The following is a 26,534-nucleotide window of genomic DNA, read 5'->3' as shown; positions in this document are numbered from 1 at the left end:
AAGGTCAGCCATGGAGACTGCTGAATCCGTATTGAGGCTCGATGCCTCTTGGGTGGATTACTTATTGGTAGCCATCTACTTCCTCTTCGTTCTAGGTATCGGCTGGGCCGCCAAGGCCAGGGTGTCTAGTTCCATCGACTTCTTCCTCTCCGGTCGAGGATTGCCCGCCTGGGTGACCGGACTGGCCTTCGTCTCGGCCAACCTAGGCGCGGTAGAAATCATCGGTATGTCCGCCAATGGTGTGGAGTATGGCTTCCAAACCATGCACTACTTCTGGATCGGTGCCATCCCCGCCATGGTCTTTTTGGGCATTGTGATGATGCCGTTCTACTACGGCTCCAAGGTCCGCTCGGTGCCGGAATTTATGCGCAAACGTTTTGGCAATGCCGCGCACTTGGTCAACGCGATTTCCTTTGCCGTAGCCCAGCTGCTCATTGCAGGTGTGAACCTGTACCTGCTGGCCACCATCGTAGAGGCCCTATTGGGCTGGCAGATGTGGGTATCGCTCTTGGTCGCCGGGTTTATTGTGCTGTCCTATATCACCTTGGGGGGCCTTTCGGCCGCCATCTATAACGAGGTGCTGCAGTTCTTCGTTATCATCGCCGCGCTTGCCCCACTAACCATTATTGGGTTGAACCGCGTGGGCGGCTGGAGCGGGTTAAAAGACGCCGTGGCCAATGACTCTCACTTCCACACCTGGCCGGGCACGGACATCTCCGGCTTCGAAAACCCGGTGTGGTCTGTCATCGGCATCGTCCTAGGCCTAGGCTTCGTGCTCTCCTTCGGCTACTGGACCACCAACTTCGTAGAAGTCCAGCGCGCCATGGCCTCGGATTCTATTTCCGCGGCCCGCAAGACCCCGATTATCGGTGCCTTCCCCAAGATGTTCGTACCTTTCCTGGTGGTTATTCCGGGCATGGTTGCTTCCGTGTCCGTGGCTGACTTGATGGAGGAGCGCGCCGAGCCGAACGACGCCATCCTGCTGCTCATGCGCGACCTGCTACCCAATGGCCTATTGGGTGTGGCAATTGCCGGTCTCTTGGCGTCGTTCATGGCCGGCATGGCGGCAAATATCTCGGCTTTTAATACCGTCATTTCCTATGACATCTGGCAGACCTACGTGGTCAAGGACCGCGAGGATGACTACTACTTGAAGTTCGGCCGCATCGCTACGGTTATCGCCACCGCTATTGCCATCTTCACCGCGCTTTTGGCACAGAACTTTGGCAATATCATGGACTACCTGCAGACCCTGTTTGGCTTCTTTAATGCGCCGCTCTTTGCCACCTTCATCTTGGGTATGTTCTGGAAGCGCATGACCCCGCACGCTGGTTGGTCCGGACTGGTGGCCGGTACTGGTTCCGCCATCGTTTTCTGGTACGTCGCTTCTTTCACGGACATGATTAATCTTCCAGGCCAGGGCACCGCCTTCGTCGCGGCCGGCGTGGCCTTCGCCGTGGATATCGTGGTCTCCATCGTGGTTACCTTGTTTACCCAGCCCAAGCCGGATGCCGAGCTGGTCGGCTTCGTTTCCTCCGTAACCCCCAAGGACCACTTTGAGGACTACACCGAAAAGTCCTTGCCGTGGTACCAACAGACCGTCCCGCTGGGCATTATCTGCCTAGTTATGGCCGTAGCACTCAACGTCATCTTTGCCTAAGGAGCCCAACATGTCTGAGAAAAAGCGCGCGGGCGCATTCGACCTGCGCAACGTCATCGCCGCACTCCTCGGCCTCTACGGCCTCATCTTGCTCGGCTGCTATTTCTTCCTTGACCCAGGCATTAACCCAGATACCGGGCAGGCCAAAAACGTCAGCGATAACCTATGGGCAAGCCTTGCTTTGCTGGCCGTGGCCGCCGCCTTTGTGCTGTGGGCACGCCTGAAGCCCATCACCATCCCAGGAGAAGACTAATGGTTGAGATTACCTCCGCCACGCTTGCCGACGGCCGCGAGATCCTCTACTTCGACGATCAACCCCACCCTGATCGCGTGCTCGTTGATTCCCGCGATATCCCTACCGTCGCCCCTGCTTCCGAGATGCGCCGGGATCCCCTGACAGGAGACTGGGTGGCCTTTGCCGCCCACCGAATGAACCGAACCTTCCTGCCACCGGCCAATGAGAACCCGCTAGCGCCCACGCGCGAAGGCCAGCTGCCCACGGAGATCCCCAGCCCTAGCTATGACGTGGTGGTCTTTGAAAACCGCTTCCCGTCTTTTGCTACCGCGGCCGACATCGAGCACCCCGAGGAGGATAACCTGCTTGGCATGGTGCCGCGCCTTCCTGCGCGCGCCCGCTGTGAGGTGGTCTGTTTTACCGAGGATCCCGCCCTTTCTTTTAAGGATTTGCCCGAATCCCGCATTCGCACCGTAATTGAGGCTTGGGCTCACCGCACCGCCGCGTTGTCCCAGATTGACGGTGTGCAGCAGGTTTTCCCCTTCGAAAACCGTGGTGAAGAAATCGGCGTGACCCTCCAGCACCCGCACGGCCAGATTTATTCCTATCCATTCCTCTCGCCGCGCCTGCGCTCCATCGTGGATTCCGCCCGGGCCTACGACGGCGACCTCTTTCAGGATCTCCTCGATCGTGAGCGCGCCGCCGGCACCCGCATCATTGCTGAGACCGAGCACTTCACCGTCTTCGTTCCCGCCGCCGCCAAATGGCCGTTGGAAGCTATGGTCTTGCCCAATGAACAAGTCCCTGACTTCGCCGCGCTTAGCGACGCCCAACGTGCCGACCTCGCACTCTTGCTTAAGAAGCTGTACTCCGCGGTGGACCGCTTCTTTGATGGCGTGGACAAGACCCCCTATATCGCCGGCTGGACCCAAGCACCGGTGGACAAGGCACTGCGCCCAGGCATCCGCATGCACCTGCAGCTTTTCTCCCTCATGCGTTCGCCCGGCCGCATGAAGTATCTCGCTGGCTCCGAGTCTTCGCAGGCGGTGTGGATTAATGACACCACCCCGGAGCGCATTGCCGCCCGGTTCAAGGAGATCTGGGATGCTTAACTGGATTGAGACCCGTACCGATGAGGAGCTCGCTGCCGCTGCGCGCGCCCTCTTCGCCTCTGCCTTCCCGGATTCGCCCGAGCCCGCCGGCGTGTGGGCCGCTCCCGGCCGCGTGAACCTCATCGGCGAGCATATCGATTACGCTGGCGGCGCCTCCATTCCTTTCGCGCTGGAGCAAAATACCGCCGTTGCTGTCGCGCCTCGCAGCGATGGGCTTATCCGCATAGCTTCCGAGTTCGACGGCTCCATCGCCCATGCGGAGGTGCCGCTCGCCGATGTTCGTCCGGGCCACCCCGCCGATTGGTCCGGCTACGTTGCTGGCACCGTGTGGGCCGCTACCGCGGCGGGCACGCTGTCATGCACGGGCCTTGATATCACTATTGTCTCCGACGTCCCCGTCGGCTCTGGCCTGTCTAGCTCTGCCGCCCTCGAGTGCTCCACGGCCGTGGCCGCGTATGAGCTCGCGCACGGGCATTCTCCCGATGACGCTGCCCGCAGCCAGCTGGCGCAAGCCTGCATTCGCGCCGAAAACGAGGTGGTCGGCGCCTCTACCGGTGGATTGGACCAAAACGCCAGTCTCTTTGGCCAGCGCGGCAAGGCCCTCTTTTTGGACTTTTCCACTGGCGCCGTCGAGCGCGTGCCTTTCAATATCGAGGCCCAAGACATGGTGCTGCTCATCGCGGACACCAATGCCCCGCACACGCTTTCCGACGGCCAATACGCCTCCCGCCGCGGCATCATCGACGCCGTCCAATCTGCCGCCGGTTGCTCCATCCGCGAGATCTCGAATGCCGTGGACTTTGCCGCCACCGTCAATCCCGCCGAGGCGGAACTCTATCGCCGCCGCGTGCACCACGTGGTGGAAGAAACCAACCGGACCCTAGATGCCGCTACCGCGCTGGCATCTTCCGATCTAGATACATTCCGGCGTCTTATGCGCGAGAGCCACATCTCTCTGCGCGACCTTTATGAGGTCACCACTCCGGAGCTCGACTCCGCTTTTACCGCGGCCGGCGAGCTGGGCGCTCGCATGACCGGTGGTGGTTTCGGCGGCGCGGTTATCGCGCTCATCCCGCACTCCTCCGTCGAGTCCACCGCCCAAGCCATTTATGATGCTGCGGTTTCGCGCGGCTTTCCGGAACCTACCTTCTTGGTTGCGCGTCCGGGTGAAGGCGCCAGGCGCTTGGTCTGACTCCGCGGCCCGGCTCGGCTTAGCCGCGACCCTCCCAGCGCGCCTCTTGTCGTTGGGTCCATACTGATCAGGCTGATCTGAAGGCCGGGCCGCCTCAGATCGGCCTTAATTCCCTCAATTCGGCTTGATCAGATCAGCCCCAAAGCCCTAAGCGTTCGGGTCACAACGCCAAGAGAGCTTTCTGGATCCCCTCGCGCAGAGTCTCGCGAGACTGCTTCATCGGATGCGCAATCGCGCGCAACCCCATGTACGCAATCTGGTCGGCCGCCCGATTCAGCGGATCACCCGCATGCCCAAGTACACGGCGAATGTCGACCTCGCATTGGCCTTGGATATCGCCCCAAGCTTGCTGGAATCGGGACCGCGCACCCGAAGACACCCCTCGCCACGTGCGCCCCGGCCGCGACGCTTTAGAGCCGCGCTTATGCACAATCTGCTCGACCGCCTCCAAAGCGGCTACGGAATCGGACTCAATAACCGCCTTGCGCGCACCCACCTTGAGCAGGTATTTCAGCGCGAGCGTCAGTGCTTCGAGCTCGAGCTCATCCGTGCTCGCCTTGGTTTCTCGAGTTCGTAACCGGTAGTCGCCGTTGCCCGCAACGAAGCACATCGACCCCTTGAATACGGTATCCGAGGAAGCGTCGGTGGCTATGCGAACCACGTCGCCCTTGGACCATGAGGAGGCGCGCGAGAAGTTCGGCCACCAGTGTGCTTTCGGCGTCTCTACCTGTGCCGCTTGCTTCTTTTTCGGTGCTTCACCCATCTTGCGCGCCTTCCGTGCAGTAAGGCCGGCTTGTTTTCGGCGCACGGAGCTCGCGCTCTTCGAAGCCCTATTTTCTTCCGCAAAGCTTCCCGTCACCGTGAAACCGTCTGCCGTGAGTGCCGCTCGCAACGCATTCTGCCTGCGACCAGTGACAATCCACACCCGTCCGTCGAGTCCCTTGAGTGCGCGTTTGACCTCCCGTACGGCGATATCGACGATATCGCCCTTCTTAGTCTGGCCGCGGCGCACAAAACGCGTCTGCTTAGTATTGACCGCGATGACCCAGCCTTCGATGGTGCCGTTGGGGGCGGAATCCCAACGCTCGTCCCAGAGCGCGACCGCAACATGGATTGGTGCCGAGACCATGCCCGAGGTGATCTTGCGGGTACCGTAGGTGCGCGATTGCGTACCGGTAAGTTCTGAGAGCTCGATGGGTTCCATTATCTCTAGTAAAGCACGGTTAACCGCGCTGCTGAATTATCCCCGCACACCACCGCATTGAACTACTTCCCCTTAGGTCGAATGTGATCGAGCCGATCTGAGCACAACCCGCCCTCAACTCAGCCTCAACGCTCTCAATTCGGCCCGATTACCTTGGACCTAAAGTTCCGCCTCTCACTGAAGGTTCTCGGAAGTTCACCTTCCTGAGCCCCATGATGCGTGCTCCGCCCCTCCAGTAGTGAAGATGAAACCATGATTACAGATCACTTCATCAACCTTCGTTACGCCGGAGCCGAAAGTCCGCACCACTTAGCCCTCCAGTGCGGTGAGCTCACCCAGATAGCGCCCTGGGTCGCCGTTCCCACGGCCACCTGGAGGCAATGGGTGCGCCATAAACAACAATTCGCCAAAGTAGTCGCTGCCGGGTGGAGCACCCACCGCGCCGTCCTCATCAGTAAATCGGCCGCGCGGCTGTGGGGAATGTGGGTAATTTCCAGGAAAGGGGAGGAGGTGGAGTTAGCGGTGCCTTCGGGAAGCGTTCCCCCACGCAGGCTCACCGCGAAGGGCTATCGGTACCGCCGGGTAAAGTCCCTCCAGGAATCCACGGTGACGGTAGCAGGTGTGCGCACCACGCATCCCGCCCGCACCTGCCTCGAAGTCGCCCGGCTACACGGCTTCCCAGATGGCCTGGTAGCTACCGATTCTGCTCTCAGGCAACACGGCGTCACCACCTATGACTTGCGCGAAGAACTGGCAAGAATGCAGCGCACTAGGGGACAAGCAGCCATGCGTAAGGTTATCGAGCACGCGTATGGCGGATCGGAATCGCCCTATGAGTCCTATCTGCGAGCCCTCATTATCGAGCGTTTTCCGCAGGTGAAAATTGAGCCGCAGAAACCGCTGCTCGGGAAGTATCGGGCGGATCTCTGTCTCGATGGCTGGCTGGTGGTCGAGGTCGATGGCGATGCCAAATATGACGGTACCTACGGCAAGGAGCCCGTCCACGTGGTCAAGCAGCAGATAAAAAGGCAGCGAGCGCTAGAAAACCGCGGATACGTGGTGCTGCGCTTTGGTTCCAGCGAGGTGAAAGCGTCGGACGAGGCATTGCGGATAATCGCTAGCCACTTGGGAAAACGCGGCAGGAAAGTAGCCTAGATCACCCCCGCGCCACCCCACAAAGCATAAAGTTGTTGAACAAAAGGCATAGCAACCCTTAAGATGATGCGCATCACAAATTTAATGCGACCTGCATCACGAAAGGTAAAATCTAGTGAGTGCTGAGACATCACACGCCACTCCGGCGCGGGCGGAGGACAAGACCCCGCCAAAGGGCCTCGGCGCCATGGCCGGTGCCATGTTCCTCATGGCCACCTCCGCCATCGGTCCGGGATTTTTGACCCAGACCTCGGTCTTTACCGTGCAGATGGGGGCTTCTTTCGCGTTTGCGATTATGCTGTCCATCCTCGTTGACATTGCCATCCAGCTCAATGTGTGGCGAGTGCTGTGTGTAAGCGGCATGCGCGCAAATACCTTGGGTAATACCGTTCTCCCCGGCCTGGGCTGGGTCCTCGCCGTATTCGTTTTTATCGGCGGCGCGGTCTTCAATATTGGCAATATCGCCGGTTCGGGCCTCGGTATCAACGCGATGCTGGGCATCGATGCGCGCATCGGCGGCGTCATCGCCGCAGCTATCGCCGTCTTTATCTTCCTCTCCCGCAAAGCCGGCATGGCACTTGACCGCCTTGTTGCCGTCCTCGGTGCGGTCATGATCCTGCTCATGCTCTACGTCGCGGTGGTCAGCCAACCACCGGTGGGCGAGGCACTAAAGAATACCGTCGCGCCAGGCGAGATTGACTTCTTCGTCATTACCACCATCATCGGTGGCACCGTGGGCGGCTATATCACTTTTGCCGGCGCGCACCGACTCATTGATTCTGGCCACACCGGCGTGGAAAACGTCAAGAACATTACCTATACCTCGGTCAGCGGCATCGTGGTAACCGGCATCATGCGCATGCTCCTCTTCTTGGCGGTGCTCGGCGTGGTAGCCACTGGGGTGGCGCTTTCCGATGACAACACCGCGGCCGATGCGTTCTACCATGCCGCTGGCGAGTTCGGCCTGCGTGCCTTCGGCGTAGTCCTCTTCGCTGCCGGTTTGTCCTCCGTTATCGGTGCGGCCTATACCTCGGTGTCCTTTGTGACCTCCCAGGAGACCTCGACGCGCACCCGTAATATCCTCACCATCGTCTTCATTGTGGTGTGCACGGTGGTCTTCGTGGCCATTAACTCCGCTCCGCAGAAGCTGCTCATCTTCGCTGGTGCCATCAACGGCCTTATCCTGCCCATTGGCTTTGCCCTCGTGATGTGGGTGGCCTGGCGCCGCCGCGACCTTTTGCATGGTTATAAGTACCCCAAGTGGCTTCTGGTCATTGGCGCCTTGGCGTGGGTACTGACCATCTTTATTGGTTTCAAGGCCTTTTCCGGCATCACCGAACTATGGGCTTAATGCGGACCCCGGAGCAGGTGCGCGAGTATGCGCGCACCCATGAAATGGCCACCACCGCTGGCCATGCCCGTGGCTTTATGCAGGCTAATCTGCTGGCGGTGCCGCAGGAATACGCCTTCGATTTCTTGCTTTTTGCCCAGCGCAACCCCAAGCCGTGCCCAATTGTGGGCGTGCTAGAGGCGGGGCAGTACACCTCCGAGCTACTTCCAGGTGGAGATATCCGCACCGATATCCCCGCCTACCGTGTCTTTGAAAACGGTGAGCACAGTGCCACGCTTGGCGACGCCACCTCGTACTACACCCCAGACATGGTCAGCTTCCTTATCGGCTGCTCCTTTACCTTTGAAACTGCCCTGCAGGATAACGGCATAGAGGTCGCGCACATTGCCCAGCAGCGCAATGTTCCGATGTTCAAGACCTCGATTCCTACCACCCCGGCCGGGGTCTTTTCCGGTCCCATGGTGGTGTCCATGCGGCCTATCCCGGCTGCACAAGTCTCTGATGCCGTGCGCATTACCTCACGCTACCCCTCGGTTCATGGCGCCCCAGTGCACGTAGGTGACCCAGCGGCCATCGGCATTGCGGATCTCTCGTGTCCAGACTTTGGCGAGCCGGTAGAAGTACCAGACGGCTGCCTACCGGTCTTTTGGGCCTGTGGTGTCACCCCACAAGCCATCGTGATGGAATCCAAGCCGCGCCTTGCTATCACGCACGCGCCGGGGCAAATGTTGGTGACAAATGCCCGCGATCAAGATTTTCTCATTCCTTAATCCTCGAGCACGGCGAGGATCTTGTCGCACGTATTCATAAGGCTGTCATGTGCAAGCGTGGCAGCCTCATCCCGTTTTCCATCTGCGATGAGCGTGGCCAAGGTGATATTTCCTTGAATATGGTCCGCATGTAGTTGCGGGTAGCGCGGGATGGCCAAGAGGAAGGTAAGCCGCATGCGGGCGAGTAGATTATCCATCTGCTCATTCAGGGTGGGGGAGCCTAGCGCGGCCACCAGCGTGCGGTGGAAGCGCTGATTGATGGCGGAGACTTCCTGGTGCTCGCCGCGCGCCGCGTAGTCGAAGGCAGAGGAAGTGAGGGTGACGAGTGAGGGGGCGTCGGCAAAAGCGCCCCAACGCACCGCCGCCGGTTCGATGGCTGCGCGGGCGGCGAAGAGATCACGGATATAGTCTGCATCTGGCATTGCGAGGAAGACACCCCGGTTGGGGATGCGCTCGACAATGCGCTCCGCGGCGAGCCTCGTGAAGGACTCACGCAGGGTATTGCGCGAGCAGTTGAAGCGTTCGGCTGCCTTGACCTCGCTGAGGCGCTCGCCGGGCTGGAATTCGCCTGCGGAAATGGCTTCGCGCAACGCGGAGGCGACAGACTGGGAAAGCATGCTCACAACTGTACTAAAAAGTTGTGCACCTCACATTGAATATGAGGTGTACAACCCTACACGAGCATTAATCGATGGTCGCAATAACCTTCGAGGAATCCAGACGGTCTCCCTCAGCAGCCAAGAGCTTGATGGTGCCGCCGCGCGGCGCCTTAATAGCAGATTCCATCTTCATGGCCTCTACGGTGGCGATGCCATCGCCTTCGGCTACGGTATCGCCGTCCGCGACGTTCCACGCCACAAGGTTGGCCTCGAATGGGGAGGTGACTGCGTTGTCATCGGTGGACTGCGCACCAGCCGAAGATGGTGCCGTGGATGCAGAGCCGCCGGCCGAGGCGGCGCCCGGTGCGGCAAGGAAATCTACTGGAACGCCAACGTTGACCAGCTTGCCATCGATCTCCACGGCAACATTGCGACGCTGGGTGTAGATGGCTTCGACCTTTTCCACCTGGTTGGCGGCAGATGGGCGGTAGTTGTGGTCAACCCAGTCAGTAAAGACACCAATCTCGGAAGCCCCCGCGGCAGCGGCATCCTCTGCCGGAGCAGCGGTACCGATGAGCGCGGGCTCATCCATCATGTCGCGGTGGAACGGCAGCACGGTGCGCACGCCGGTGACGGTGAATTCGCGCAGGGCAAAGCGGGCGCGGGCCAAGGCGATCTCGCGGGTCGGGCCCCATACCACCAGCTTGGCAATCAGCGAATCATAGTAGGGCGGGATGATGGAGCCAGAGCGTACCGCGGAATCAACGCGGATGCCCGGGCCGGTCGGCGGCTCGAAGGAGACAATGGTGCCAGGGCACGGAGCGAAGCCATTGAGGATGTCTTCGGCGTTGATGCGGAACTCAAAAGCATGGCCGTGGGATTGTGGATCCTCATCGAAGGACAGCGGCTCGCCGGCCGCGATGCGGAATTGCTCAGCGATGATATCGGTACCGGTGACCGCCTCGGTAACGGGGTGCTCGACCTGCACACGGGTATTGACCTCGAGGAAGGATATGGTGCCGTCTTCGGAGACGATGTACTCGACAGTGCCGGCACCGACATAGCCCACCTTGGCGCAAATGGAGCGGGCGCCTTCGATGATGCCGTTGCGTTGGGCGTCGGAAAGCGCGGGTGCTGGGGCTTCCTCAACGAGTTTTTGGAAGCGGCGCTGGGTGGAGCAATCGCGGGTGCCGAGCACGCGCACATTGCCGTGCGTATCGGCCACTACCTGGGCCTCGACGTGGCGCGGGTGGGTGAGGAACTTTTCTACGTAGCACTCCGCGCGGCCGAAAGCCTCCATGGCCTCGCGGCCAGCGGAGTTGAACGCGCCCTCGATTTCTTCCATATTGTCTACGACCTTCAAGCCGCGTCCGCCGCCGCCATAAGCGGCCTTGATGGCAATGGGCAGACCGTGCTCTTCGGCAAAGGTGCGGGCTTCTTGCCAATCATCGATGGGATCAGAAGTACCAGGTGCCAGTGGTGCGCCGACCTCTTCGGCCACGCGGCGGGCAGCAATCTTGTCACCGAGTAACTCAATATGCTCGGGCGAAGGGCCAATCCAAATCATTCCGGCTTCAGTCACCGTGCGGGCAAAGTCGGCGTTTTCGGACAAAAAGCCATAGCCTGGGTGAATAGCATCTGCACCGGCACGCACCGCGATATCAAGCAGCGCGGGTACGTTCATGTAGGTATCGGCAGCCGTATTGCCCGGCAGCGCATAAGCTTCATCTGCTACCTGGGTATGCAAAGCACCCGCATCTGCTTCGGAGTAAATGGCGATGGACTTAATGCCTAGGTCGCGGGCGACGCGGGCGATACGCACGGCAATTTCGCCGCGGTTAGCGATGAGGACGGTTTTAATCTGCATTTTTATCTCCAGTGTTCAAGGCTTGAGGTGCTACGAGTTCAAAGTTCACGCGTGCGCCGGGCGGCAGCTGCGCGGCAATATCAATATCTTCTTCCAAAACGGTGGCGATGACGGGGTAACCGCCGGTCACAGCGTGATCGCGCAGGAAGACTACGGGTTTGCCATTGGGCGGGATTTGGATGGATCCGGCGACCATGCCCTCGGACGGAAGTTCGCCGTCTTTAACGCGCTCAATCGGCTCATCGCCATCGAGGCGCAGGCCCACGCGGTTGGAATCCGAGGTAACGGTCCATTCGGCTGCGAGGAAGGCGGAGACATTATCGCCAAACCAGTCATCGCGGGGACCGAGCACGCAGCGCAAGGTAGCGCGGGTCTTGCCATCGGAGCTTTCACGCACCCGCAATGGGTTAGAAAGCTGGGCATCGGTCATGCCGGTAGAGCGAGGCAGCACGCCGATGACATCGCCGGTGGTCACTGGGTCTGGGCCGAGGCCCGACAGGACGTCGGTGGCTGCGGAGCCAAGCTCGGATTCGGCGATGATGCCGCCGCGGATAGCCACGTAATTGCGCATGCCTACCGTTGCGGGATCCACCGTGACGGTTTGCCCGGCCGTGACCAGCACGGGGCGGGCGAGGTGAACCGGCATCTCACCGAGGCGCACACGGGCGGTCGCGCCGGTGACGCAAATGACGGTATCGGTAAGCGCGTGGAGCTTGATGCCGCCAATATTTTCCAGCACGGTTGCTCCGCGCGGGTTGCCCACGGCCACATTGGCGGTCGCGGCGGCGGCGCGGTCCGCGGCACCCGATGGGGTCACGCCGAGGTCGCCCACGCCTGGGCGCCCCAAGTCTTGGTAGAGAGTGAGTAGGCCGGCATCGATTACCTCCATGCGCGGCAGGCGGGCAGGAGCGCGTTTAGAGCGCGCAGAGTGATCGACTAGCTCCGGTAGCTTCTCCACGCTGCGGTAGCGCACGCGGTCGCCCGGCTGCACCAAGGCTGGTGGGTTGGCATTGGAATCCCACATTGGCGTATTGGTGGTGCCCAGCAGCTGCCAGCCACCTGGGGAGACGCGTGGGTAAACCGCGGAAAACTCGCCTGCAATGCCTACGGCACCGGCCGGTACTGCGGTACGGGGGTTGGAGCGGCGTGGCACGGCGCGGGCCAAGGACGGATCCGAAGGCGCGCAGTACGTAAACCCTGGGGCAAAGCCGCCGAAGGCGGCAGTCCACTCGGTGGAGGTATGCCAGTTGATGAGTGCCTCGCGCGAGAGGCCAAGTAGGTCTGCGGCCTCATCGACATCCTCTCCGTCATAGAGCACATCGATTTCTACCGTGCGCGCCTCTGCGGTCGCGGCTGTGGCAGGGGAAAAGTGTTGCAAAAATTCCGCCGCATCGCGCGCCGAATCGGGTGCCTCAAAGGTCAGCAGCAGGGTAGTGGCGGCCGCGATGCAGTCCACCTGATTCTTCAAAGGCTTGGCAGACAGCGCAGCATGCCAGTCCATGACTTGGTTTAATCCCTCCAAGTCAATGAGCAATGCGCGAGTGCCCACAAAATTAATGTTCATTAGATGAAGCTCCGAATCTCGATACCCTCAGCCCGCAAGCGCTCCACTACGCCGCGTAGCAGCTTCACCGCGCCGGAGGAATCACCGTGGGTACATACGGATTGCGCATCTACCTCGAGCTTCGTGCCATCCACGGCGGTAATCGAACCGGTTTGTGCTACCTCGAGCACTCGCTGTACCACCTCATCGGCGCTACCCAGCACCGCATTGGCTTCCTTGCGTGAGACGAGCGTGCCATCGGGGTTGTAATTGCGGTCCGCAAAAGCCTCACGGATAACGGTGAGCCCGCTCTGCTTGGCGACGTCCACTGCTACGCCCCCAGGTAGCAACATTACCGGCAAGTCACCAAAGGCCTTAATGCCCTTGATGACGCCCTCTGCCTGCGCCTTATCCTTCACGATCGCGTTATACATTGCGCCGTGCGGCTTCACATAAGAGACCGTGGTGCCATTAGCGCGCGCTAAAGCATCAAGTGCGCCGATTTGGTAAGTCACCTCATTGGCGAGTTCGTTCGGGTTGTAATCAATAAAGCGGCGACCGAAGCCTGCGGCGTCGTTATAACCCACGTGCGCGCCTACGGTCACGCCGGCCTCTGCGGCTGCCTTAAGCGTGCCGGCAATAGAGTGTGGGTCACCCGCATGGAACCCGGTGGCCACGTTTGCTGAGGACACCATCTCCAGCATCGCCGCGTCATCTGCGACTGGGTTGCCTGCAGTGGTCTCTCCCAAATCCGCATTAAGATCGATATGGAGCGCGGACATTCAACACCGTCCTTAAGATTGTTGAACAATTCGAATGGGCTTAAGTGTAACCCTCGACACTGCCATTTGTGAAGCTGATTACGTTTGCGTTACCCGCGTGTACACCCCCACCCGTATACGGGAAACCGCCCCGTCTCGGAGAAGGGAACCGAGACGGGGCGGCATAGCTCGCTAGAGTCCAAGAGTCCCTAGGCTCTAGCTTTATAAATCTTTAGCGTCCGTAGTTCTGGACGGCGTAGAGCTTGCCTTCAGCGTTGATGGCAACGCCAACGCCGATGGTCTTGGCACGTGGGTCCAGCATGATCTTGCGGTGGCCCGGGGACTCGTACCAGAGCTTTACTAGCAGCGCATCGGAGTAGTCGCCCCATGCCTGCAGCACGTTTTCACCGCCGGCCGGGATATTGGCCGGGTAGTAATTCCAGTGCTGCGGGCGGTGGCTGAGCTTATCGGCGCGAACCAGCTGATTGGCCCAATCCTGAGCCAGGCCATTGAGCGCACCATTGGCGCGAACCGGACGCAAGCCGTGTGCCTTGCGGTAGTCGTTGGTGTAGTTGATGATGTTCTGGACGCGGCTGGAAGCTGGAGCGACCGGTTTTGCAGCGGCAGCCGGAGCAACGGGCAGATTGGCGGAAGGTACCGGAAGGTTCACGCCACCGAAGCTGCTCAAGGAGCTCGATGCCTCTGCAGGAGCTACGCCAACGCTGAGGGCGACGGCTGCTGCAAGCGCAGGAGCGACGAATTTCTTGGCAGAGAAGTGAACTTTGGGGGTAAACATAAGCGGTGCCTTTCTGCTGGAACCTAGCGGGTATCACAAGGGTGGGAATCGCGGGGTGTTCACGGCGAATTTCCGTTCCTCCTCACTTAAAATTTAATCAATTACCACGGGGTAAAAGCCAGCTGACCAGCAATTATTAGGATTCCTAAAGGTGATTTGCCGGAAAACTAATTACTTCTTAGTTATTTCTCGATTTGAGCTAGGAAACCCCTAAATTCCCTCAGTGACGGCGTTGAACGCCTCGCCCCACGGGGGTAATTTCCAATCCATATCTCAGGTTCCCGGAGAAATGAGGTTGATTTAAGGTATATGGGCCTAGTTTTAAGCCAGCCACCGGCGAAACTGGCCGGTTTCTTGCTAGAGCCTATGAAGAACCTTGTGGTTTCTGGTTGTCATAAGAGTTATGAGATTCCACCATGTCGGCACATAGTCTCGCCGGAGCCTTTTAGGCGCATTGCCCCGTCCGTAGGGGGCAGCAGAATCGCGGTATCTTCGCGCTGTTTAGGCATAAAAAGAGCGCTCAGCGGAGAAATCGCTGAGCGCTCGCAAAAGTAAGGCTTTTTAAGCCTGGCTGGTCGCGGCCGCCTTGTTAGTAGAGGGGGCGGGCGAAAGGGCCGAGGAAATGATGTCGGCGGCTTCCTTCCGGTTCCGTGCTCCGTGGAGTTGGGCGCGGAAGTCTTCCTTCATGATGTTGCGTGCGAGCTTGGATAATAGCTTGAGATGCTGCTTTCCGGCATCGTCGGGAACGGCGATAAGGAAGGCGAGGGTGGTTGGGTCCTCGCCCTCGGCCCACGTGACACCTTGGGGTAGGCGGGCGAAGGCAAGGGTGGGTACCTTTACCCCGGCAGACCGCGCGTGAGGAATGGCTACGCCGTGTCCCACACCGGTGGAACGGGTAGATTCGCGCTGCAATGCGGCGCTAGCGACCGCTTCCGCATCGGACATTCGCGGAGAGGTGAGCTTCACTAGGGAACGAATGACCTCTTCGCTGGAAGAGCCCAAGTCCTTATCCAGACTGATCGTGTCCACGGCTACCAGCGGTTTATCCTTGCGCTGCGTCAACCCCACTAGCAGAAGGATAAGGCCCGCGCAGACCGCGATGCCGGCGAGCATGGCGATAAAGAAACCTACGACATTGTCTACGGCGCCGAGCACCGCGACGATTGGCCCGCCGTGCATTACGTGGTCTTGCGCGCCAAATGCTCCGGCAAGTGCACCGGCTACGGCACCACCAGCAACATTGGCGGGAATAACTTGCAATGGGCGTGCGGCAGCGAGCGGAATAGCGCCCTCAGTAATGCCGAAGAATCCCATGAACAATGCCGCGATGCCGGCATCATTTTCCGCTTTGTTAAACCAGCGGCGACGCAGAAGCGTCGCTACGCCCACGGCAAGAGGTGGCACAGCAATGGCGCAGGCCGCCATGCCCATCGGCGCCGCGTTGCCAGCCGCGATCATGCCGCCGCCAAAGAGGAAGGCTGTCTTATTGAAGGGACCACCCATGTCGAAGGCAATCATGGCGCCAAGGATGAGGCCCAACACGATGACGGAGGATCCCTGCATGCCGGCGAGGTACTCAGTCATTGTTTCGAACGCAGCCGAGACCGGTGCGCCAATGAGCAAGATAAAGATAAGCCCCACGATGAGGGTGGTGAAAATCGGGATGACAATGATGGGCCAGATCGGTGCAATGAATTTGTGCACTGGAATCTTCTTAATGGCCAGGGCCACATAACCCGACAAGATACCGGTGACAATGCCGCCCAAGAAGCCGGCACCCGTTTCAGACCCATATAGTGATCCGGTGGTGGCGATGAGGCCAGTGATTAGGCCAGGCGCAAGGCCCGGTCGGTCCGCGATGCCCACAGCGATGTAACCGGAGAGAACTGGAACCATCAGTGAAAACGCCAGAGAGCCGAGTTCATTGACCGTGTTCCAGAAGCTATCTTCTGGAATCGCCATGCCCTCAGGCGTTGGGGTGCCACCGATAGAGAGGGCTACCGCAATGAGCAAACCGCCGGTAACCACGAACGGGATCATGTGCGAGACGCCGTTCATCAGCGCTTTGTACAAGGTCTGGCCAATACTCTTTTTGCGGGGCGCTTCTTCTTCCTTGTTGTCTGCGGAGCCTTCCCAGCGCGCAGCACTTAAGGACCTGCTTAATAGTTCCTTTGGGTGTTTGATGGCCTCGTCCACGCCGGTGGCCTCGAGGCGTTTGCCATGGAAGCGGTCTTTGGAAATTACAGTATCGGCACCAATGACAATGGCATCGGCGTCTTCGATATCTTGCTTGCTAAAGGTTCCTTCGACGCCGATAGAACCGTGAGTTTCAATCTTGATGCGGTAGCCCAGTTCTTGGGCTGCGGCCTCAAGGTTCTCGGCCGCCATATAGGTATGCGCGATGCCCGTCGGACACGCCGTGATGGCGAGGATGAGGGGCGATGATTCTGAAGTGCTCATGAGTCTTATTAAACGGCAAACGTTTGCGTTGGCACAATAGGGGATTGTCATCTAATGCGCCGGTACGCTGGAAGCACCCGACCGCAGAAAAGGACGCCACGCCGTGAGTAAAGCATCGCCGGATAATATCTTGCTCTACCTGCCGCAAAAGCAGGAAGACCAAGTACGCGAAATCTTTGCCGGCCTTGCCCAGCGCGGCTTTCCCGTCCAACATCAACGCCCGCACATTACTGTGACCTTTTCACCGCACATGCAGCCAGAGGTCGTGGATTTAGCGGCGCAGCTGCTGCCGCCTGTCATACCGGCAGATTTCCGGCGGGTAGGAAACGTCATTTTCGGCACCAAGCGCAAGCAGACGGTGGCTTGGCTACTAGAAACGACCGACGAGCTAGAAATTGCCGCGCGAAAAATCAGTGCCGCCAATCCGGACGGCCGCGGGCCGCGGTGGACCCCGCATCTGACCATGGGATTGCGCCTGCCGCGCGAGGAGGTTCCTGGCTATATCCACGCAATGGATGAGCTCACCTCAGCGCATTTCAAGGAGCTTAGCGCTGTAGAAGCCGCCTATTGGCGGCCGCGCACGCAGGAAAAGACAGTACTGGCCGAGGCCTAGAGCAGGGCTTGTAGAGCACGGGCAACGCGCAGCACGGTCAGGTCCTCGCCCGGCTTGCCGACGACCTGCACCGCATCACCCACGCCTTTTTCCTCTTCGCCGCGCAGCGGCACCGTAATCGCCGGCCATCCAAGCACATTGAAAGGCTCGGTCCAGCGTCGCAGGCTCGCGGCCGATTCCGCGGTATTCTCCGGGGTGATATCGGACCACTTGAGGGGGCCGGAATCGAGGGTAGGGGTAAGAATAATGGGGGCATCGCCAAGCAGGGCAAGAGCCTTTTCGCGCAGCTCTTTCACGCCCTGTGCGGCCGCGTCATAATCTTCTTGGCTGATATTTTCTCCGCCCAGCACTCGCTGCAAAATGACATCCTGGTACCTTTCGCGCTGGTCCAGCAACGGCCGGTGGACATCATAGACCTCTTTCAAGCGCATCGGCTCGTAGAGCTCGGCCGTGGCGGCGATGGTGTCTTCCAAGTCCACTCCCTCGGCGAGCTTAAAGTCCGAGTGCTCTAGCGCCGCCAAAAGATCTGCGAAGCGCTCTCCCTTGGCCTTGAGTGCCGTGACATCAAGAGCAGAAACATCCTGCGCCGCGGCCGGTTTCTCATCTGCGGTAGCAATAAAGGCCTGCTCAATGAGGTCAATTGAGCTGGCAAAGAATCCAATGCAATCAAAGCTCGGGGCGAAGGGGAAGACACCTTCTACTGGAATGAGCCCGAAGGTGGGTTTGAACCCCAGCACGCCCTGGCAAGCAGCAGGCACTCGCACCGAGCCGGCGCTATCAGAGCCCACCGTAAGCTGCAGCGCGCCGCAAGCCACCAAAGCGGCAGAACCAGAGCTCGAACCGCCGCCGCAGATTTCGGGATCGCGTGGGTTGATAACGCGACCGTAGGCCGAGGCATCGCCCAAAATGCCATAGGAAAACTCCTGCAGGTTCGCCTTCGCTACCGGCAGCGCACCCTTCGCCGTCAAACGCTGCACCACTGGTGCATCCTTAACCGGTGCGCGCCCAACTTTGACCTTGGTGCCGCAGGTAGTAGCTACGCATGCCACATCCACGATGTCCTTGAACGCCACCGGTTGCCCCATGAGCGTGGGTGATTCATCCACCGCGTGCTCATCAAACGGGATGACGGTAATCACCGCGTTAAAATCCTGCTGGGCTCGGTGCAGGCGATCAGAAAGTGTAGCCATAACGGAAGCTAAGTCCTTTCAACGTCGGCGTCCTCTGCTGTTTACTATGTATTAGAAGAATGCAGATGTTACTACCGTACATCAGGAATCGGTGAACAATCTCCCGTTTCTAGGCAAAGCACCGCTTGCATGGTGTTACCCAGCAAAAATCCCCAGTGCATCCCATACCAGCCAGCCTCCTTCGCGGAGGGTGAAGACGAGCTGGTTCTCTCCTTCCTTCAGGGTATCTTCGGCGAGAGCAAACTCGATTGCTGCCGGTCGCAGCGGGGTCGGTTCCCCGCTGGCATCGCCTTGGCGCGAACCTTGCGTTGCGCCTTGCGGGAGCTCTATTTGTTTATGAAAGTCATTAATCGTGACGTCGAGAACACCGCCGAGCTTGGTGGTATCAATGAGCCACAGTGCCAGTGCCGCCTTTGAGGCAGGCTTATCCAATTTCACCGTCCACTTCAGCGTGTAGGATTTGCTGCCGGCCCATTTATCGCCGGGACCGGGGAGGAGATAAGGGACGTCGGCAGGCGTAGCATCCGGTCCAACGGTGATCGTCTGGTCTGGGTGCGCAGTGACGATCTTCTTGTAGTCCTTTGGCGAGTACTGGAACTCTGTGCCTTTTCGATCAAAGGAACCAATCGTGGCTAGCGCTTGGCCAGCAGTAACCGAAGGCAGGGAGGTAGACGTTGCCTTGCCAGAAGGAGCGGACTCGGTACCGGAAGCATCTACTACCTTGACGTAGTAGGACCACTTTTCACCGGCGACGTCGCGCCGGGAGTGGTGGAAAAAGGGGAAGATGGTCTTGCCCAACAGCACGTCTACACCATTGGGATCGGTGCCGATGACACGGTAGTGATCCAAGACGACGTCCCAGGAAACAGGCTCCCAAGTGACGTAATTTTCCATGAGCTGCGGTTCTGCCTGAATGTTAGCTACGGCCGGTGGAGCAGCACTCGCGGTAGGAGCTGGGGTAGAGGACCCTTGGTCAGAGGAATGTTTGCGGGAAGAACCGTGGCGAGAGGAAGAAGAGGAAAGCGAGCTAAAAAGTCCCATGATGAATTGTCCTTTCGGGGTTTAGAGGGAGCGCAGCGTGTGCTCGCCGGCATTGGTACGGAAGGAGAAAGCAGTCTCGCGCGGGGCGGTATCATCGCGCTCAATCCAGGGCACGACGACGAATTCGGAATCGAGGTGCTCGCGGGTAGCGTGCACTTTGATGTAGCCACGGCGCTTATCCATGGCCTTCACATATGGCTTTTCCAACCACTCGGTGCTCTTGGAACCGGCAAAGCCATCGCCATCGGAAGCAATGGAGGTGGCGACCAATTCCACGCCGACGGGCTGGCCCGATTCGGATTGAATCTCGGCAGCGCAGTGTTGGTGAATATCGCCGGTAAAGACAACGGGATCGCTTACCTTAGATAGGGACTCGATAAGGCGGCGGCGCGCTGTTGGGAAGCCGTCCCATTGGTCGGTGCTATCGGCGATTGGTACGACGACCACGCTATTGACCACCACGTTCCACTGTGCCGGGGAGGTGGCGAGCTTATCGTTGAGCCACTGCTCCTGTTCCGCGCCCAAGATGCTGGCATCCTCCGCGGATTCCTCGCGGTATTGGCGGGTATCGACCAGGTTGAAACGCATTAGCCTGCCCACGTCGAAGGAATCATAAATGCGGTTATTGGGGCCTTCGGGAAGCGCGGGCGGGGCGACCGGAAGATTCTCATAAAAGGCACGGTAGGCAGCTGCGCGCTGGTAGAGGAAGTGCTCGGCCTTGGTGCCAATCTCGGACCAATTGCCGGCGTAGTTATTTTCTACTTCATGGTCATCCCACACAATCGCCATCGCGGCGCGCGCATGCGCGGCCTGCAGGTGCTCATCAGATTTGAAGAGCGAGTAGCGCAGGCGATATTGCTCCAGAGTCTCCACCTTTGCCTTGAAAACATCGGGCACGCTTGCGCCCTGGCGCCACAAATTATCTCCTTCCACAATGCCGTATTCGTAGATATAGTCGCCCACGAAAATGGTCATATCCAGATCCGGCTCCTGCGCAATATGCTTCCACGGGGTGAAATAGCCGTGATACCACGCTTGACACGAAGCTACGGTGAAGGTGAAATCATCCACCTTCGCGCCGGGTGCGGGCAGAGTTTTAAACCGACCTACTGGGCTTACCTTGCCATCCACGCGGAAGCGATAAAAATACTCAGTTGCCGGCTCCAGTCCAGTGACCTGCGGATGTACCGAGTGTGCCAGCTCGCGTTGGGCTAAGGCCTCGCCCTGCTTGACGACGTCCCCAAACCCCTCATCCTTCGCAACTTCCCAACCCACGCGGACATCGCCACCGGTCATGCCGCCGTGACCATCCTCGGCCAGCGGTTCTGGGGCTAGGCGGGTCCACAAGATCATCGAATCGTGCCGCGGCGTACCCGCCGCTACGCCTAGGCCAAAAAGCTCCGAATCCTGCGGCAGATCACCACCTCGTGACGATCCCCATGAGCTCAGGCTCGACTGCGCACCCGCCTTTGCCGGTGCACTAATACCCGCAGCCACCGCCACGGCCGACACGCCTGCAATCTGCAGGAAGTTGCGACGATTGAAAGAAGAACGACTATTTGAATAAGGCATACAAAGCTCCACAAAAGGTTTAAAAGGAACTTTTCGAGCCTAAGTAGCCGTGGTGAATCGCTGGTTAAATCAGCATGAAATCTATGGACTCCAAGGATCGTTCTCGCGGCAGTACTCAGCCGAATGTTCTGCCTGGCAGTTAAACCACCACTTCTGGTTTTCAGCGCGCATCTGCTCAACCTCAGCGGAACGTGTCATATAAGCCGGGATGCTGGGATCATAATCCGAATCTGAGCCGCCAGTCCCGTTGCCTACCGGGGAGGAGCACTGAGACGGATCGGAGACGTAATGATCTGTTTGTGGGCACCGGTAGGGGTATTTTGCCATTTGCTCGTCGCGGAGGTTTTGGCATTCTTGCGCCCAGCGGATAGTTCCATCGCTGTACAAACCGTTGGTGGTCCAACTACCGCCGCCATAAACGCACTCGGTCAGGGTGGGTTCTGAGGTGGATTCGGTGGTGTTCGCTAGGGGAGCGTCGGCAAGCGAAGGCTCAGCTTCCGCTGTCGGTTGCGGCTCCGAAGAGGACGGCTCGGGCGCAGAGCTTGTGGAACTAGAGTTGATAGTTGAACTATTGGCCGTGCTGGAGGAACTAGTTGCGGTTGCTCCTGCCGGCTGCGAATCCGGAGAGGAACAGGAAGCCAAAGAAAGCATCACCGTTATGAAAGCGACGAAGTAGGAGAGAGTTTTCATAATCTATGGATAGTAGACAATGAGAAAATATCTGGAGCGCAGGATTCATCAACTACATTTAAAGCCATGACTTCCATCACCTCCGAGCCCCCAAAGCTCCAGCCCAGCTCCTATATCCCGTTGATGTTCGCACTGCTTACGGCGGTGTTTGCCTTCCAGCTCAATGCATCGATGCTTTCGCCAGCCTTGGCGACGATGGAAGACGAGCTAGGCGCCACCACCGCGCAGATCGGCCTGACACAAACGGCATTCTTTACGGCCGCGGCACTATTTTCGTTGTTTCTGCCGCGCTGGGGTGACCTCATCGGACGCAGGAAGATCCTCGTTGGCATGATGGCGGTAGCTGCGCTGGGGTGCGTGGTATCAGCTATTGCGCCGAACGTCGCTGTGTTGCTTATTGGCCGCATCATTCAAGGCGTGGCAGGTCCTACGGTCCCACTGTGCCTGATTATGCTGCGCCAGCAGGTACTCAATGAACAGCAGTACGCCCTGTTGCTGGGAATTGTGACCTCGGTAAACGGTGGTATTGCCGGCGTGGATGCGCTGGCCGGCGGCTGGCTGGCAGGCAACTTTGGCTACCGCTCGGTCTTTTGGACCATGGCAGTTCTGTGCGCCATTGCAGTAGTAGCGGTGCAGGTATTTACCAAGGAGTCCACGGCCGCCGAAACCCCGCGCATGGATTGGGCAGGAGTTCTACCTCTGGCGGTGGCGCTGGGTTGCGTTCTCACTGCGTTCAACGAAGCCGGCAAGCTTGCTGAGGCCAATTGGTTCCTCGTCATCATCCTTCTCCTCATCGGTGCCGCCGGCTTCTGGGCCTTCTGGAATGTGGAGAAGAAGGTCGCCGATCCGCTCGTACCGGTGGCCTACCTCAAACAACGCCGCACGTGGGCACTGCTTTCTACCACGCTGCTCACCATGACCGGTGTCTTTGCCGTGATGAATGGCCTTATCCCTAACCTTGGCCAGGATGCAGACGCCGGCGCCGGAATTTCTGCCAGCACCATTTCTTGGGTCACACTTACCCCGTACGCCCTCGCCGGCTTAGTCTTCGGCCCGATTGCCGGCTGGATGGCCTCCAAGTTGGGCTATAAGTACGTCCTGCAAACCGGCCTCGTAGGCACCGTCGTCGGCCTGATTATCTCTATTTTCGTAGTGGGTGCTCCGAACGCGTGGGCCCTGCTTCTCGTCTCTATTTTCCTGGGCGTGACCTACGCGGGCATTGCCAATATCATGCTCAATGGCTTAGGAATTGTGCTCTCGCCGGCCGATAACCAGGGCTATCTGCCCGGTATGAACGCCGGCGCCTTCAACCTGGGCGCGGGCCTGTCCTTTGCAGTGCTGTTCGCGGTTTCCGGGTCTTTCGAGCATGGTTACCGCGCGGGCATGATTGCCGGCGTCATCATTCTGCTTGCAGCCCTAGCTTTGTCCTTCCGCATTCCACGACCGGAGTCCATCGGTGACACCGTGGCGGCCGTCAACGCCCGAAAGTAGGCTCGTGGCATGACGCGAAAAATCATTCTGGACTGCGACCCCGGCCACGATGACGCGGTGGCCCTGCTTCTAGCCATGGGCAACCCCACCATCGAGCTGCTGGGAATTACCACCGTGGGCGGCAACCAGACCTTGGATAAGGTCTCCCATAATGCCCTGGTGGTCAAGGAAATCGCTGGTCACCCGGAGATTCCCGTTTATGCCGGCTGCGACCGCCCACTCGTGCGCCCCGTCGAGGTTGCCGAGGCCATCCACGGCTCCACCGGCATGGACGTGGAAGGTGTCCAACTTCCGGAGCCAAGCGCCGCGCTTGCCGACGCCCACGCCATCGACTTCATCATCGACACCATCATGTCCCATGAGCCCGACACCATCACCCTGGTGCCCACTGGTCCGCTCACCAATATCGCGATGGCCGCGCGCAAGGAGCCGCGCATAGTCGAGCGCGTCAAGGAAGTAGTCCTCATGGGCGGCGGCTACCACGAGGGCAATTGGTCCCCAGTCGCCGAGTTCAATATCAAGATCGACCCCGAGGCCGCCCACATCGTCTTTGAAGAGCCTTGGCCTGTGACCATGGTGGGCCTCGACCTCACGCACCAAGCACTGGCCACCCCGGAGGTGGAAGCCGAAATCAAGGCTTTGGAGACCCCAGTCTCGGAGTTCGTCGTCGGCCTTTTCGGCTTCTTCCGCAAGGCTTACCAGGCCAACCAAGGCTTTGATAACCCACCGGTCCATGATCCGTGCACTATCGCCTATCTCATCGATCCGGATATCGTCCAGACCCGCAAGGCACCTGTCCACGTCGAGCTTGCCGGCGCCCTTACCACTGGCATGACCGTCACCGATCTCCGCGAGCCTGCCGACGCCTCCTGCCACACCCAAGTCGCCACCACCCTCGACCACGCCGGCTTCTGGCGGCTGGTTACCGACGCCCTCAAAAACCTCGCCTAGGCCACCTTCACCCCGCGAGCCAGCCAACTTTCAGCCACGTTATCGCCCCTTAACCCTCAATTGGGGGGCATAGCGTGGCTGCTTTCCTTGGCAGAGGCTCCCAACGGATGATTTATGCGAAATCATGTAGTCGCTGAACCAATTCAGCTATTGAGCCATCCTTAATTTTCTGGTGGAAGTTATTTCTGCCGAGATTCGTGGTTACCTTGATGTGCTTCGTCCAAACATCTAGGCCTTGGTCGCAATGACACAGATCGCACCGGTTGTGCCAGGGATGAGAACGGCGCAAAATAGGTCAGCGCTGGGGTTCAGCCTAAACTCGAAGGTAAAACCCCAACCCTAGGAGCCACCATGAAGCAGCACGCTTTCCGCCACGTCGTTGTCATGGGAGTATCAGGCTCGGGCAAGACAACGGTGGGGGAGGCGCTCTCGCCGCTGGTTGGGCTGGAGTATCGCGATGGCGATGATATGCACCCGCAGGCCAATATCGACAAGATGGCGGCGGGGATACCGCTCGATGATGCGGACCGGGAACCGTGGCTGAAGCAGATTGGTCAGTGGTTGGCGGATAGGCCGGATGGTGCGATGGTGGGGTGTAGTGCGTTGAAGCGGAAATACCGGGATCTGATTCGCGAGTATTGCCCGGGCGTGGTGTTTGTCCACGTGCACGGGGATTTTGATGTGCTGTATGAACGCATGCAGCATCGGCCGGGGCATTTCATGCCGGCATCGCTTTTGCAATCGCAATTCGATACCTTGGAGCCGCTGGAAGATGACGAAACCGGCCGGGTCTTTGATGTGACACGGCCGGCGTCGGAAATTGCGGGCGATGCCGCAGCATGGATTAAGACGGGAGCTTAAAGTCGGCGCTAGAAAGCAGCTGCGGCGCCGTACATGACCAGTACTAGGGCGAAGCCGATAACAGAGATGAGCACCTGGTTGACAGTCCAGGTCTTAAGCGTGGTCATGGTGTCCATGCCCATGAGGCGGCCGACGAGCCAGAATCCGGAGTCATTGACATGGGAGCCAAAGACGGAACCGGCAGCGGTTGCAACAACGATAAGAGCGAGCTGTAGTTCGTTGAAGCCACCAGCTTCCACGGCTGGGACCATGAGGGCGGCGGCCGTAGTTAGCGCAACGGTCGCCGAGCCCTGGGCCAGGCGCAGTGCCACGGCGATGAGGTAGCACGCCAGGATGACGGGGATGCCGAGGCCGGAAAGGGAATCAGCAAGCGCATCGCCAATCCCGGAGGTACGCAACACGCCACCGAACATACCGCCGGCACCGGTGATAAGCACGACCGAGCAGATGGGGCCGAGGGAGGAATCGACAAGCTTTTCCAACGCGGTCTTTTCTACGCCACGGCGCAGGCCCAAGACCACGAGCGCGACGAGGACGGTAATCAGCAGGGCAATGGGGGTCTGGCCCAGCATGACAAAGAACCGTCCCCACGCGGCGTCGGCGTCGATGGTGCCGTAGGACGCCAAAGCATTGAGACCGGTGTTAAAGAAGATGAGCACCATGGGGATAAGCAGGATGGAGATTACCGTGGCGGCAGAGGCGGGTTTGTGAGGTTGCTCGTCCTCCGCGAGGAGGGGACCGGCGATGGCATCGGTTACCTTGATGGGGAATTTCTTACCGGAGAGCAGGCCAAAGCGGTAGCCGGAGATATACCAGGTGGGCAGGGCAAGGATGAGGCCGACTAAAAGAACGAGACCCATATCGGCGCCGTAGAATTCGCTGGCTGCAACAGGGCCCGGGTGCGGCGGCAGGTAGACGTGCATAACGGAGAATGCGCCAGCTGCCGGCAGACCGAAGGCAAGGACAGGGCCATTCAAGCGGCGAGCGACGGCGAAGATGACTGGCAGCATCACAATCAGGCCGGCATCGAAGAAAATGGGAAAGCCCATAATGAGTGAAGCGAGGCCGAGCGCAAGGGGTGCTTTGGATTCGCCGAAGCGGCGGACCATGGCGTCGGCAAGCGATTTAGCGCCACCGGAAGCCTCCACCAGTCGGCCGATCATGGCGCCCAAGCCTACGAGCAGTGCCACCGAACCTAGGGTGGAGCTAAAGCTCTCTGTCATGGTGGGCACGATTCCGTCGAGGGGAATGCCCGCAGCCAGCGCCGTGAGTGCCGAGACCACCAATAGTGTGAGGAAGGCGTGAAGCTTGAAATAGATGACCAACACCAAAATTACGGCGATGGCGGCCACCGCAATGCCCAGCAGCGGGCCGGTCGACAGGGTGGGTTCCCACGTATCCATGGGCGGACTCCTTTTCT

The 26,534-nt window shown here is 59.4% G+C and carries 23 protein-coding genes; 11 read left to right on the top strand and 12 right to left on the bottom strand.

Features of this window, described 5'->3' with window-relative positions; all coding sequences use genetic code 11:
- Positions 1-10 precede the first annotated feature (10 nt).
- Genes RAE07_RS02005 through galK form a run of 4 tightly spaced genes read left to right on the top strand, consistent with a single transcriptional unit; the run spans position 11 to position 4,199 of the window.
- Positions 11-1,660 carry a sodium:solute symporter family protein gene (locus tag RAE07_RS02005; protein ID WP_200288142.1) on the top strand — a complete coding sequence of 550 codons (1,650 nt, stop codon included), beginning with the start codon at positions 11-13 and terminating at the stop codon, positions 1,658-1,660.
- A gap of 10 nt (positions 1,661-1,670) precedes the next feature.
- Complete coding sequence (locus tag RAE07_RS02000) at positions 1,671-1,913, top strand: hypothetical protein (RefSeq protein WP_023020723.1); 243 nt, start codon at positions 1,671-1,673, stop codon at positions 1,911-1,913.
- Positions 1,913-3,007, top strand: a complete 1,095-nt coding sequence (galT, locus tag RAE07_RS01995) for a galactose-1-phosphate uridylyltransferase (RefSeq protein WP_259824926.1) — start codon at positions 1,913-1,915, stop codon at positions 3,005-3,007. Before RAE07_RS02000 ends, galT begins: the two co-directional genes overlap by 1 nt.
- Positions 3,000-4,199 carry a galactokinase gene (gene galK, locus RAE07_RS01990; RefSeq protein WP_317001217.1) on the top strand — a complete coding sequence of 400 codons (1,200 nt, stop codon included), beginning with the start codon at positions 3,000-3,002 and terminating at the stop codon, positions 4,197-4,199. The genes galT and galK overlap by 8 nt, the downstream gene beginning before the upstream one ends.
- Before the next feature lie 160 nt (positions 4,200-4,359).
- Here galK and RAE07_RS01985 read toward each other — a convergent pair whose 3' ends face one another.
- The gene (locus tag RAE07_RS01985) at positions 4,360-5,403 is read right to left on the bottom strand and encodes an RNase H family protein (RefSeq protein WP_023020726.1); all 1,044 of its coding nucleotides are present in this window, start codon (positions 5,401-5,403) and stop codon (positions 4,360-4,362) included.
- Between the two features lie 252 nt (positions 5,404-5,655).
- Between RAE07_RS01985 and RAE07_RS01980 the strand changes: the two genes are divergently transcribed.
- The 3 genes from RAE07_RS01980 to RAE07_RS01970 all read left to right on the top strand — a co-directional run bounded on the left by RAE07_RS01980 (position 5,656) and on the right by RAE07_RS01970 (position 8,679).
- Complete coding sequence (locus RAE07_RS01980) at positions 5,656-6,558, top strand: endonuclease domain-containing protein (protein WP_248099727.1); 903 nt, start codon at positions 5,656-5,658, stop codon at positions 6,556-6,558.
- Positions 6,559-6,745: 187 nt separating this feature from the next.
- Entirely contained in the window at positions 6,746-7,909 is a 1,164-nt protein-coding gene (locus RAE07_RS01975) for an NRAMP family divalent metal transporter (protein WP_034656254.1), read from the top strand.
- Positions 7,900-8,679, top strand: a complete 780-nt coding sequence (locus RAE07_RS01970) for a putative hydro-lyase (protein WP_198010446.1) — start codon at positions 7,900-7,902, stop codon at positions 8,677-8,679. The genes RAE07_RS01975 and RAE07_RS01970 overlap by 10 nt, the downstream gene beginning before the upstream one ends.
- On the opposite strand, the gene RAE07_RS01965 is transcribed toward RAE07_RS01970, so the two are convergent.
- The 6 genes from RAE07_RS01965 to RAE07_RS01940 form a co-directional block, all read right to left on the bottom strand.
- A complete protein-coding gene (locus RAE07_RS01965) occupies positions 8,676-9,296 on the bottom strand; it encodes a GntR family transcriptional regulator (protein ID WP_317001216.1) in 621 nt (206 codons plus the stop codon). The two genes, RAE07_RS01970 and RAE07_RS01965, sit on opposite strands and share 4 nt — an antisense overlap.
- A 67-nt stretch (positions 9,297-9,363) precedes the next feature.
- The gene (locus RAE07_RS01960; protein ID WP_317001215.1) at positions 9,364-11,145 is read right to left on the bottom strand and encodes an acetyl/propionyl/methylcrotonyl-CoA carboxylase subunit alpha; all 1,782 of its coding nucleotides are present in this window, start codon (positions 11,143-11,145) and stop codon (positions 9,364-9,366) included.
- Positions 11,135-12,709: a 5-oxoprolinase subunit B/C family protein gene (locus tag RAE07_RS01955; RefSeq protein ID WP_248099722.1), complete on the bottom strand. Its 1,575-nt coding sequence runs from the start codon at positions 12,707-12,709 to the stop codon at positions 11,135-11,137. Before RAE07_RS01955 ends, RAE07_RS01960 begins: the two co-directional genes overlap by 11 nt.
- Complete coding sequence (locus RAE07_RS01950) at positions 12,709-13,470, bottom strand: LamB/YcsF family protein (protein WP_259824921.1); 762 nt, start codon at positions 13,468-13,470, stop codon at positions 12,709-12,711. The genes RAE07_RS01955 and RAE07_RS01950 overlap by 1 nt, the downstream gene beginning before the upstream one ends.
- A gap of 211 nt (positions 13,471-13,681) precedes the next feature.
- Positions 13,682-14,245: a CAP domain-containing protein gene (locus RAE07_RS01945; RefSeq protein WP_259824920.1), complete on the bottom strand. Its 564-nt coding sequence runs from the start codon at positions 14,243-14,245 to the stop codon at positions 13,682-13,684.
- Positions 14,246-14,806: 561 nt separating this feature from the next.
- Entirely contained in the window at positions 14,807-16,705 is a 1,899-nt protein-coding gene (locus RAE07_RS01940) for a fructose-specific PTS transporter subunit EIIC (RefSeq protein WP_200288130.1), read from the bottom strand.
- 103 nt (positions 16,706-16,808) lie between these two features.
- Here RAE07_RS01940 and RAE07_RS01935 point away from each other — a divergent pair, with 103 nt between their 5' ends.
- The gene (locus tag RAE07_RS01935) at positions 16,809-17,318 is read left to right on the top strand and encodes a 2'-5' RNA ligase family protein (RefSeq protein WP_200288129.1); all 510 of its coding nucleotides are present in this window, start codon (positions 16,809-16,811) and stop codon (positions 17,316-17,318) included.
- On the opposite strand, the gene RAE07_RS01930 is transcribed toward RAE07_RS01935, so the two are convergent.
- From RAE07_RS01930 to RAE07_RS01915, 4 genes are all read right to left on the bottom strand, one after another.
- Complete coding sequence (locus tag RAE07_RS01930) at positions 17,315-18,508, bottom strand: amidase (protein ID WP_200288128.1); 1,194 nt, start codon at positions 18,506-18,508, stop codon at positions 17,315-17,317. The genes RAE07_RS01935 and RAE07_RS01930 overlap by 4 nt on opposite strands.
- A 135-nt stretch (positions 18,509-18,643) precedes the next feature.
- Complete coding sequence (locus RAE07_RS01925; RefSeq protein WP_200288127.1) at positions 18,644-19,549, bottom strand: polysaccharide lyase family protein; 906 nt, start codon at positions 19,547-19,549, stop codon at positions 18,644-18,646.
- Between the two features lie 21 nt (positions 19,550-19,570).
- Positions 19,571-21,121 (bottom strand): alkaline phosphatase D family protein, encoded by a 1,551-nt coding sequence (locus RAE07_RS01920; RefSeq protein ID WP_259824916.1) that lies wholly within the window; start codon positions 21,119-21,121, stop codon positions 19,571-19,573.
- An 81-nt stretch (positions 21,122-21,202) separates the two neighbouring features.
- Complete coding sequence (locus RAE07_RS01915; protein ID WP_259824914.1) at positions 21,203-21,811, bottom strand: hypothetical protein; 609 nt, start codon at positions 21,809-21,811, stop codon at positions 21,203-21,205.
- Between the two features lie 66 nt (positions 21,812-21,877).
- Here RAE07_RS01915 and uriT point away from each other — a divergent pair, with 66 nt between their 5' ends.
- From uriT to RAE07_RS01900, 3 genes are all read left to right on the top strand, one after another.
- Positions 21,878-23,302 carry a uridine transporter UriT gene (gene uriT, locus RAE07_RS01910; RefSeq protein ID WP_259824913.1) on the top strand — a complete coding sequence of 475 codons (1,425 nt, stop codon included), beginning with the start codon at positions 21,878-21,880 and terminating at the stop codon, positions 23,300-23,302.
- A gap of 9 nt (positions 23,303-23,311) precedes the next feature.
- Complete coding sequence (gene uriH, locus RAE07_RS01905; protein ID WP_317001214.1) at positions 23,312-24,253, top strand: uridine-preferring nucleoside hydrolase UriH; 942 nt, start codon at positions 23,312-23,314, stop codon at positions 24,251-24,253.
- 351 nt (positions 24,254-24,604) lie between these two features.
- Positions 24,605-25,114, top strand: a complete 510-nt coding sequence (locus RAE07_RS01900; protein WP_259824911.1) for a gluconokinase — start codon at positions 24,605-24,607, stop codon at positions 25,112-25,114.
- 8 nt (positions 25,115-25,122) lie between these two features.
- On the opposite strand, the gene RAE07_RS01895 is transcribed toward RAE07_RS01900, so the two are convergent.
- Positions 25,123-26,517 carry a GntP family permease gene (locus tag RAE07_RS01895; RefSeq protein WP_259824910.1) on the bottom strand — a complete coding sequence of 465 codons (1,395 nt, stop codon included), beginning with the start codon at positions 26,515-26,517 and terminating at the stop codon, positions 25,123-25,125.
- Positions 26,518-26,534: the final 17 nt, after the last annotated feature.

The sequence above is a fragment of the Corynebacterium nasorum genome (assembly GCF_032821635.1).
In the GTDB taxonomy this organism is placed as follows: Bacteria; Actinomycetota; Actinomycetes; order Mycobacteriales; family Mycobacteriaceae; genus Corynebacterium; species Corynebacterium kefirresidentii.
Note: the sequence above shows the minus strand (reverse complement) of the source record. Positions and strands in the feature narration are given on the sequence as shown.

Bases quoted from the DNA above. Each gene is read 5' to 3' on its own strand.
- RAE07_RS01980 (WP_248099727.1), top strand. From the start codon at position 5,656: ATGATTACAGATCACTTCATCAACCTTCGTTACGCCGGAGCCGAAAGT.
- uriH (WP_317001214.1), top strand. From the start codon at position 23,312: ATGACGCGAAAAATCATTCTGGACTGCGACCCCGGCCACGATGACGCG.
- RAE07_RS01895 (WP_259824910.1), bottom strand. From the start codon at position 26,517: ATGGATACGTGGGAACCCACCCTGTCGACCGGCCCGCTGCTGGGCATT.
- RAE07_RS02005 (WP_200288142.1), top strand. From the start codon at position 11: ATGGAGACTGCTGAATCCGTATTGAGGCTCGATGCCTCTTGGGTGGAT.
- RAE07_RS01925 (WP_200288127.1), bottom strand. From the start codon at position 19,549: ATGGGACTTTTTAGCTCGCTTTCCTCTTCTTCCTCTCGCCACGGTTCT.
- RAE07_RS01985 (WP_023020726.1), bottom strand. From the start codon at position 5,403: ATGGAACCCATCGAGCTCTCAGAACTTACCGGTACGCAATCGCGCACC.
- RAE07_RS01950 (WP_259824921.1), bottom strand. From the start codon at position 13,470: ATGTCCGCGCTCCATATCGATCTTAATGCGGATTTGGGAGAGACCACT.
- RAE07_RS01915 (WP_259824914.1), bottom strand. From the start codon at position 21,811: ATGAAAACTCTCTCCTACTTCGTCGCTTTCATAACGGTGATGCTTTCT.
- RAE07_RS01970 (WP_198010446.1), top strand. From the start codon at position 7,900: ATGGGCTTAATGCGGACCCCGGAGCAGGTGCGCGAGTATGCGCGCACC.
- RAE07_RS01975 (WP_034656254.1), top strand. From the start codon at position 6,746: ATGGCCGGTGCCATGTTCCTCATGGCCACCTCCGCCATCGGTCCGGGA.
- RAE07_RS01920 (WP_259824916.1), bottom strand. From the start codon at position 21,121: ATGCCTTATTCAAATAGTCGTTCTTCTTTCAATCGTCGCAACTTCCTG.
- RAE07_RS01960 (WP_317001215.1), bottom strand. From the start codon at position 11,145: ATGCAGATTAAAACCGTCCTCATCGCTAACCGCGGCGAAATTGCCGTG.
- galK (WP_317001217.1), top strand. From the start codon at position 3,000: ATGCTTAACTGGATTGAGACCCGTACCGATGAGGAGCTCGCTGCCGCT.
- RAE07_RS01945 (WP_259824920.1), bottom strand. From the start codon at position 14,245: ATGTTTACCCCCAAAGTTCACTTCTCTGCCAAGAAATTCGTCGCTCCT.
- RAE07_RS01930 (WP_200288128.1), bottom strand. From the start codon at position 18,508: ATGGCTACACTTTCTGATCGCCTGCACCGAGCCCAGCAGGATTTTAAC.
- RAE07_RS01965 (WP_317001216.1), bottom strand. From the start codon at position 9,296: ATGCTTTCCCAGTCTGTCGCCTCCGCGTTGCGCGAAGCCATTTCCGCA.
- RAE07_RS02000 (WP_023020723.1), top strand. From the start codon at position 1,671: ATGTCTGAGAAAAAGCGCGCGGGCGCATTCGACCTGCGCAACGTCATC.
- uriT (WP_259824913.1), top strand. From the start codon at position 21,878: ATGACTTCCATCACCTCCGAGCCCCCAAAGCTCCAGCCCAGCTCCTAT.
- RAE07_RS01955 (WP_248099722.1), bottom strand. From the start codon at position 12,709: ATGAACATTAATTTTGTGGGCACTCGCGCATTGCTCATTGACTTGGAG.
- galT (WP_259824926.1), top strand. From the start codon at position 1,913: ATGGTTGAGATTACCTCCGCCACGCTTGCCGACGGCCGCGAGATCCTC.
- RAE07_RS01940 (WP_200288130.1), bottom strand. From the start codon at position 16,705: ATGAGCACTTCAGAATCATCGCCCCTCATCCTCGCCATCACGGCGTGT.
- RAE07_RS01900 (WP_259824911.1), top strand. From the start codon at position 24,605: ATGAAGCAGCACGCTTTCCGCCACGTCGTTGTCATGGGAGTATCAGGC.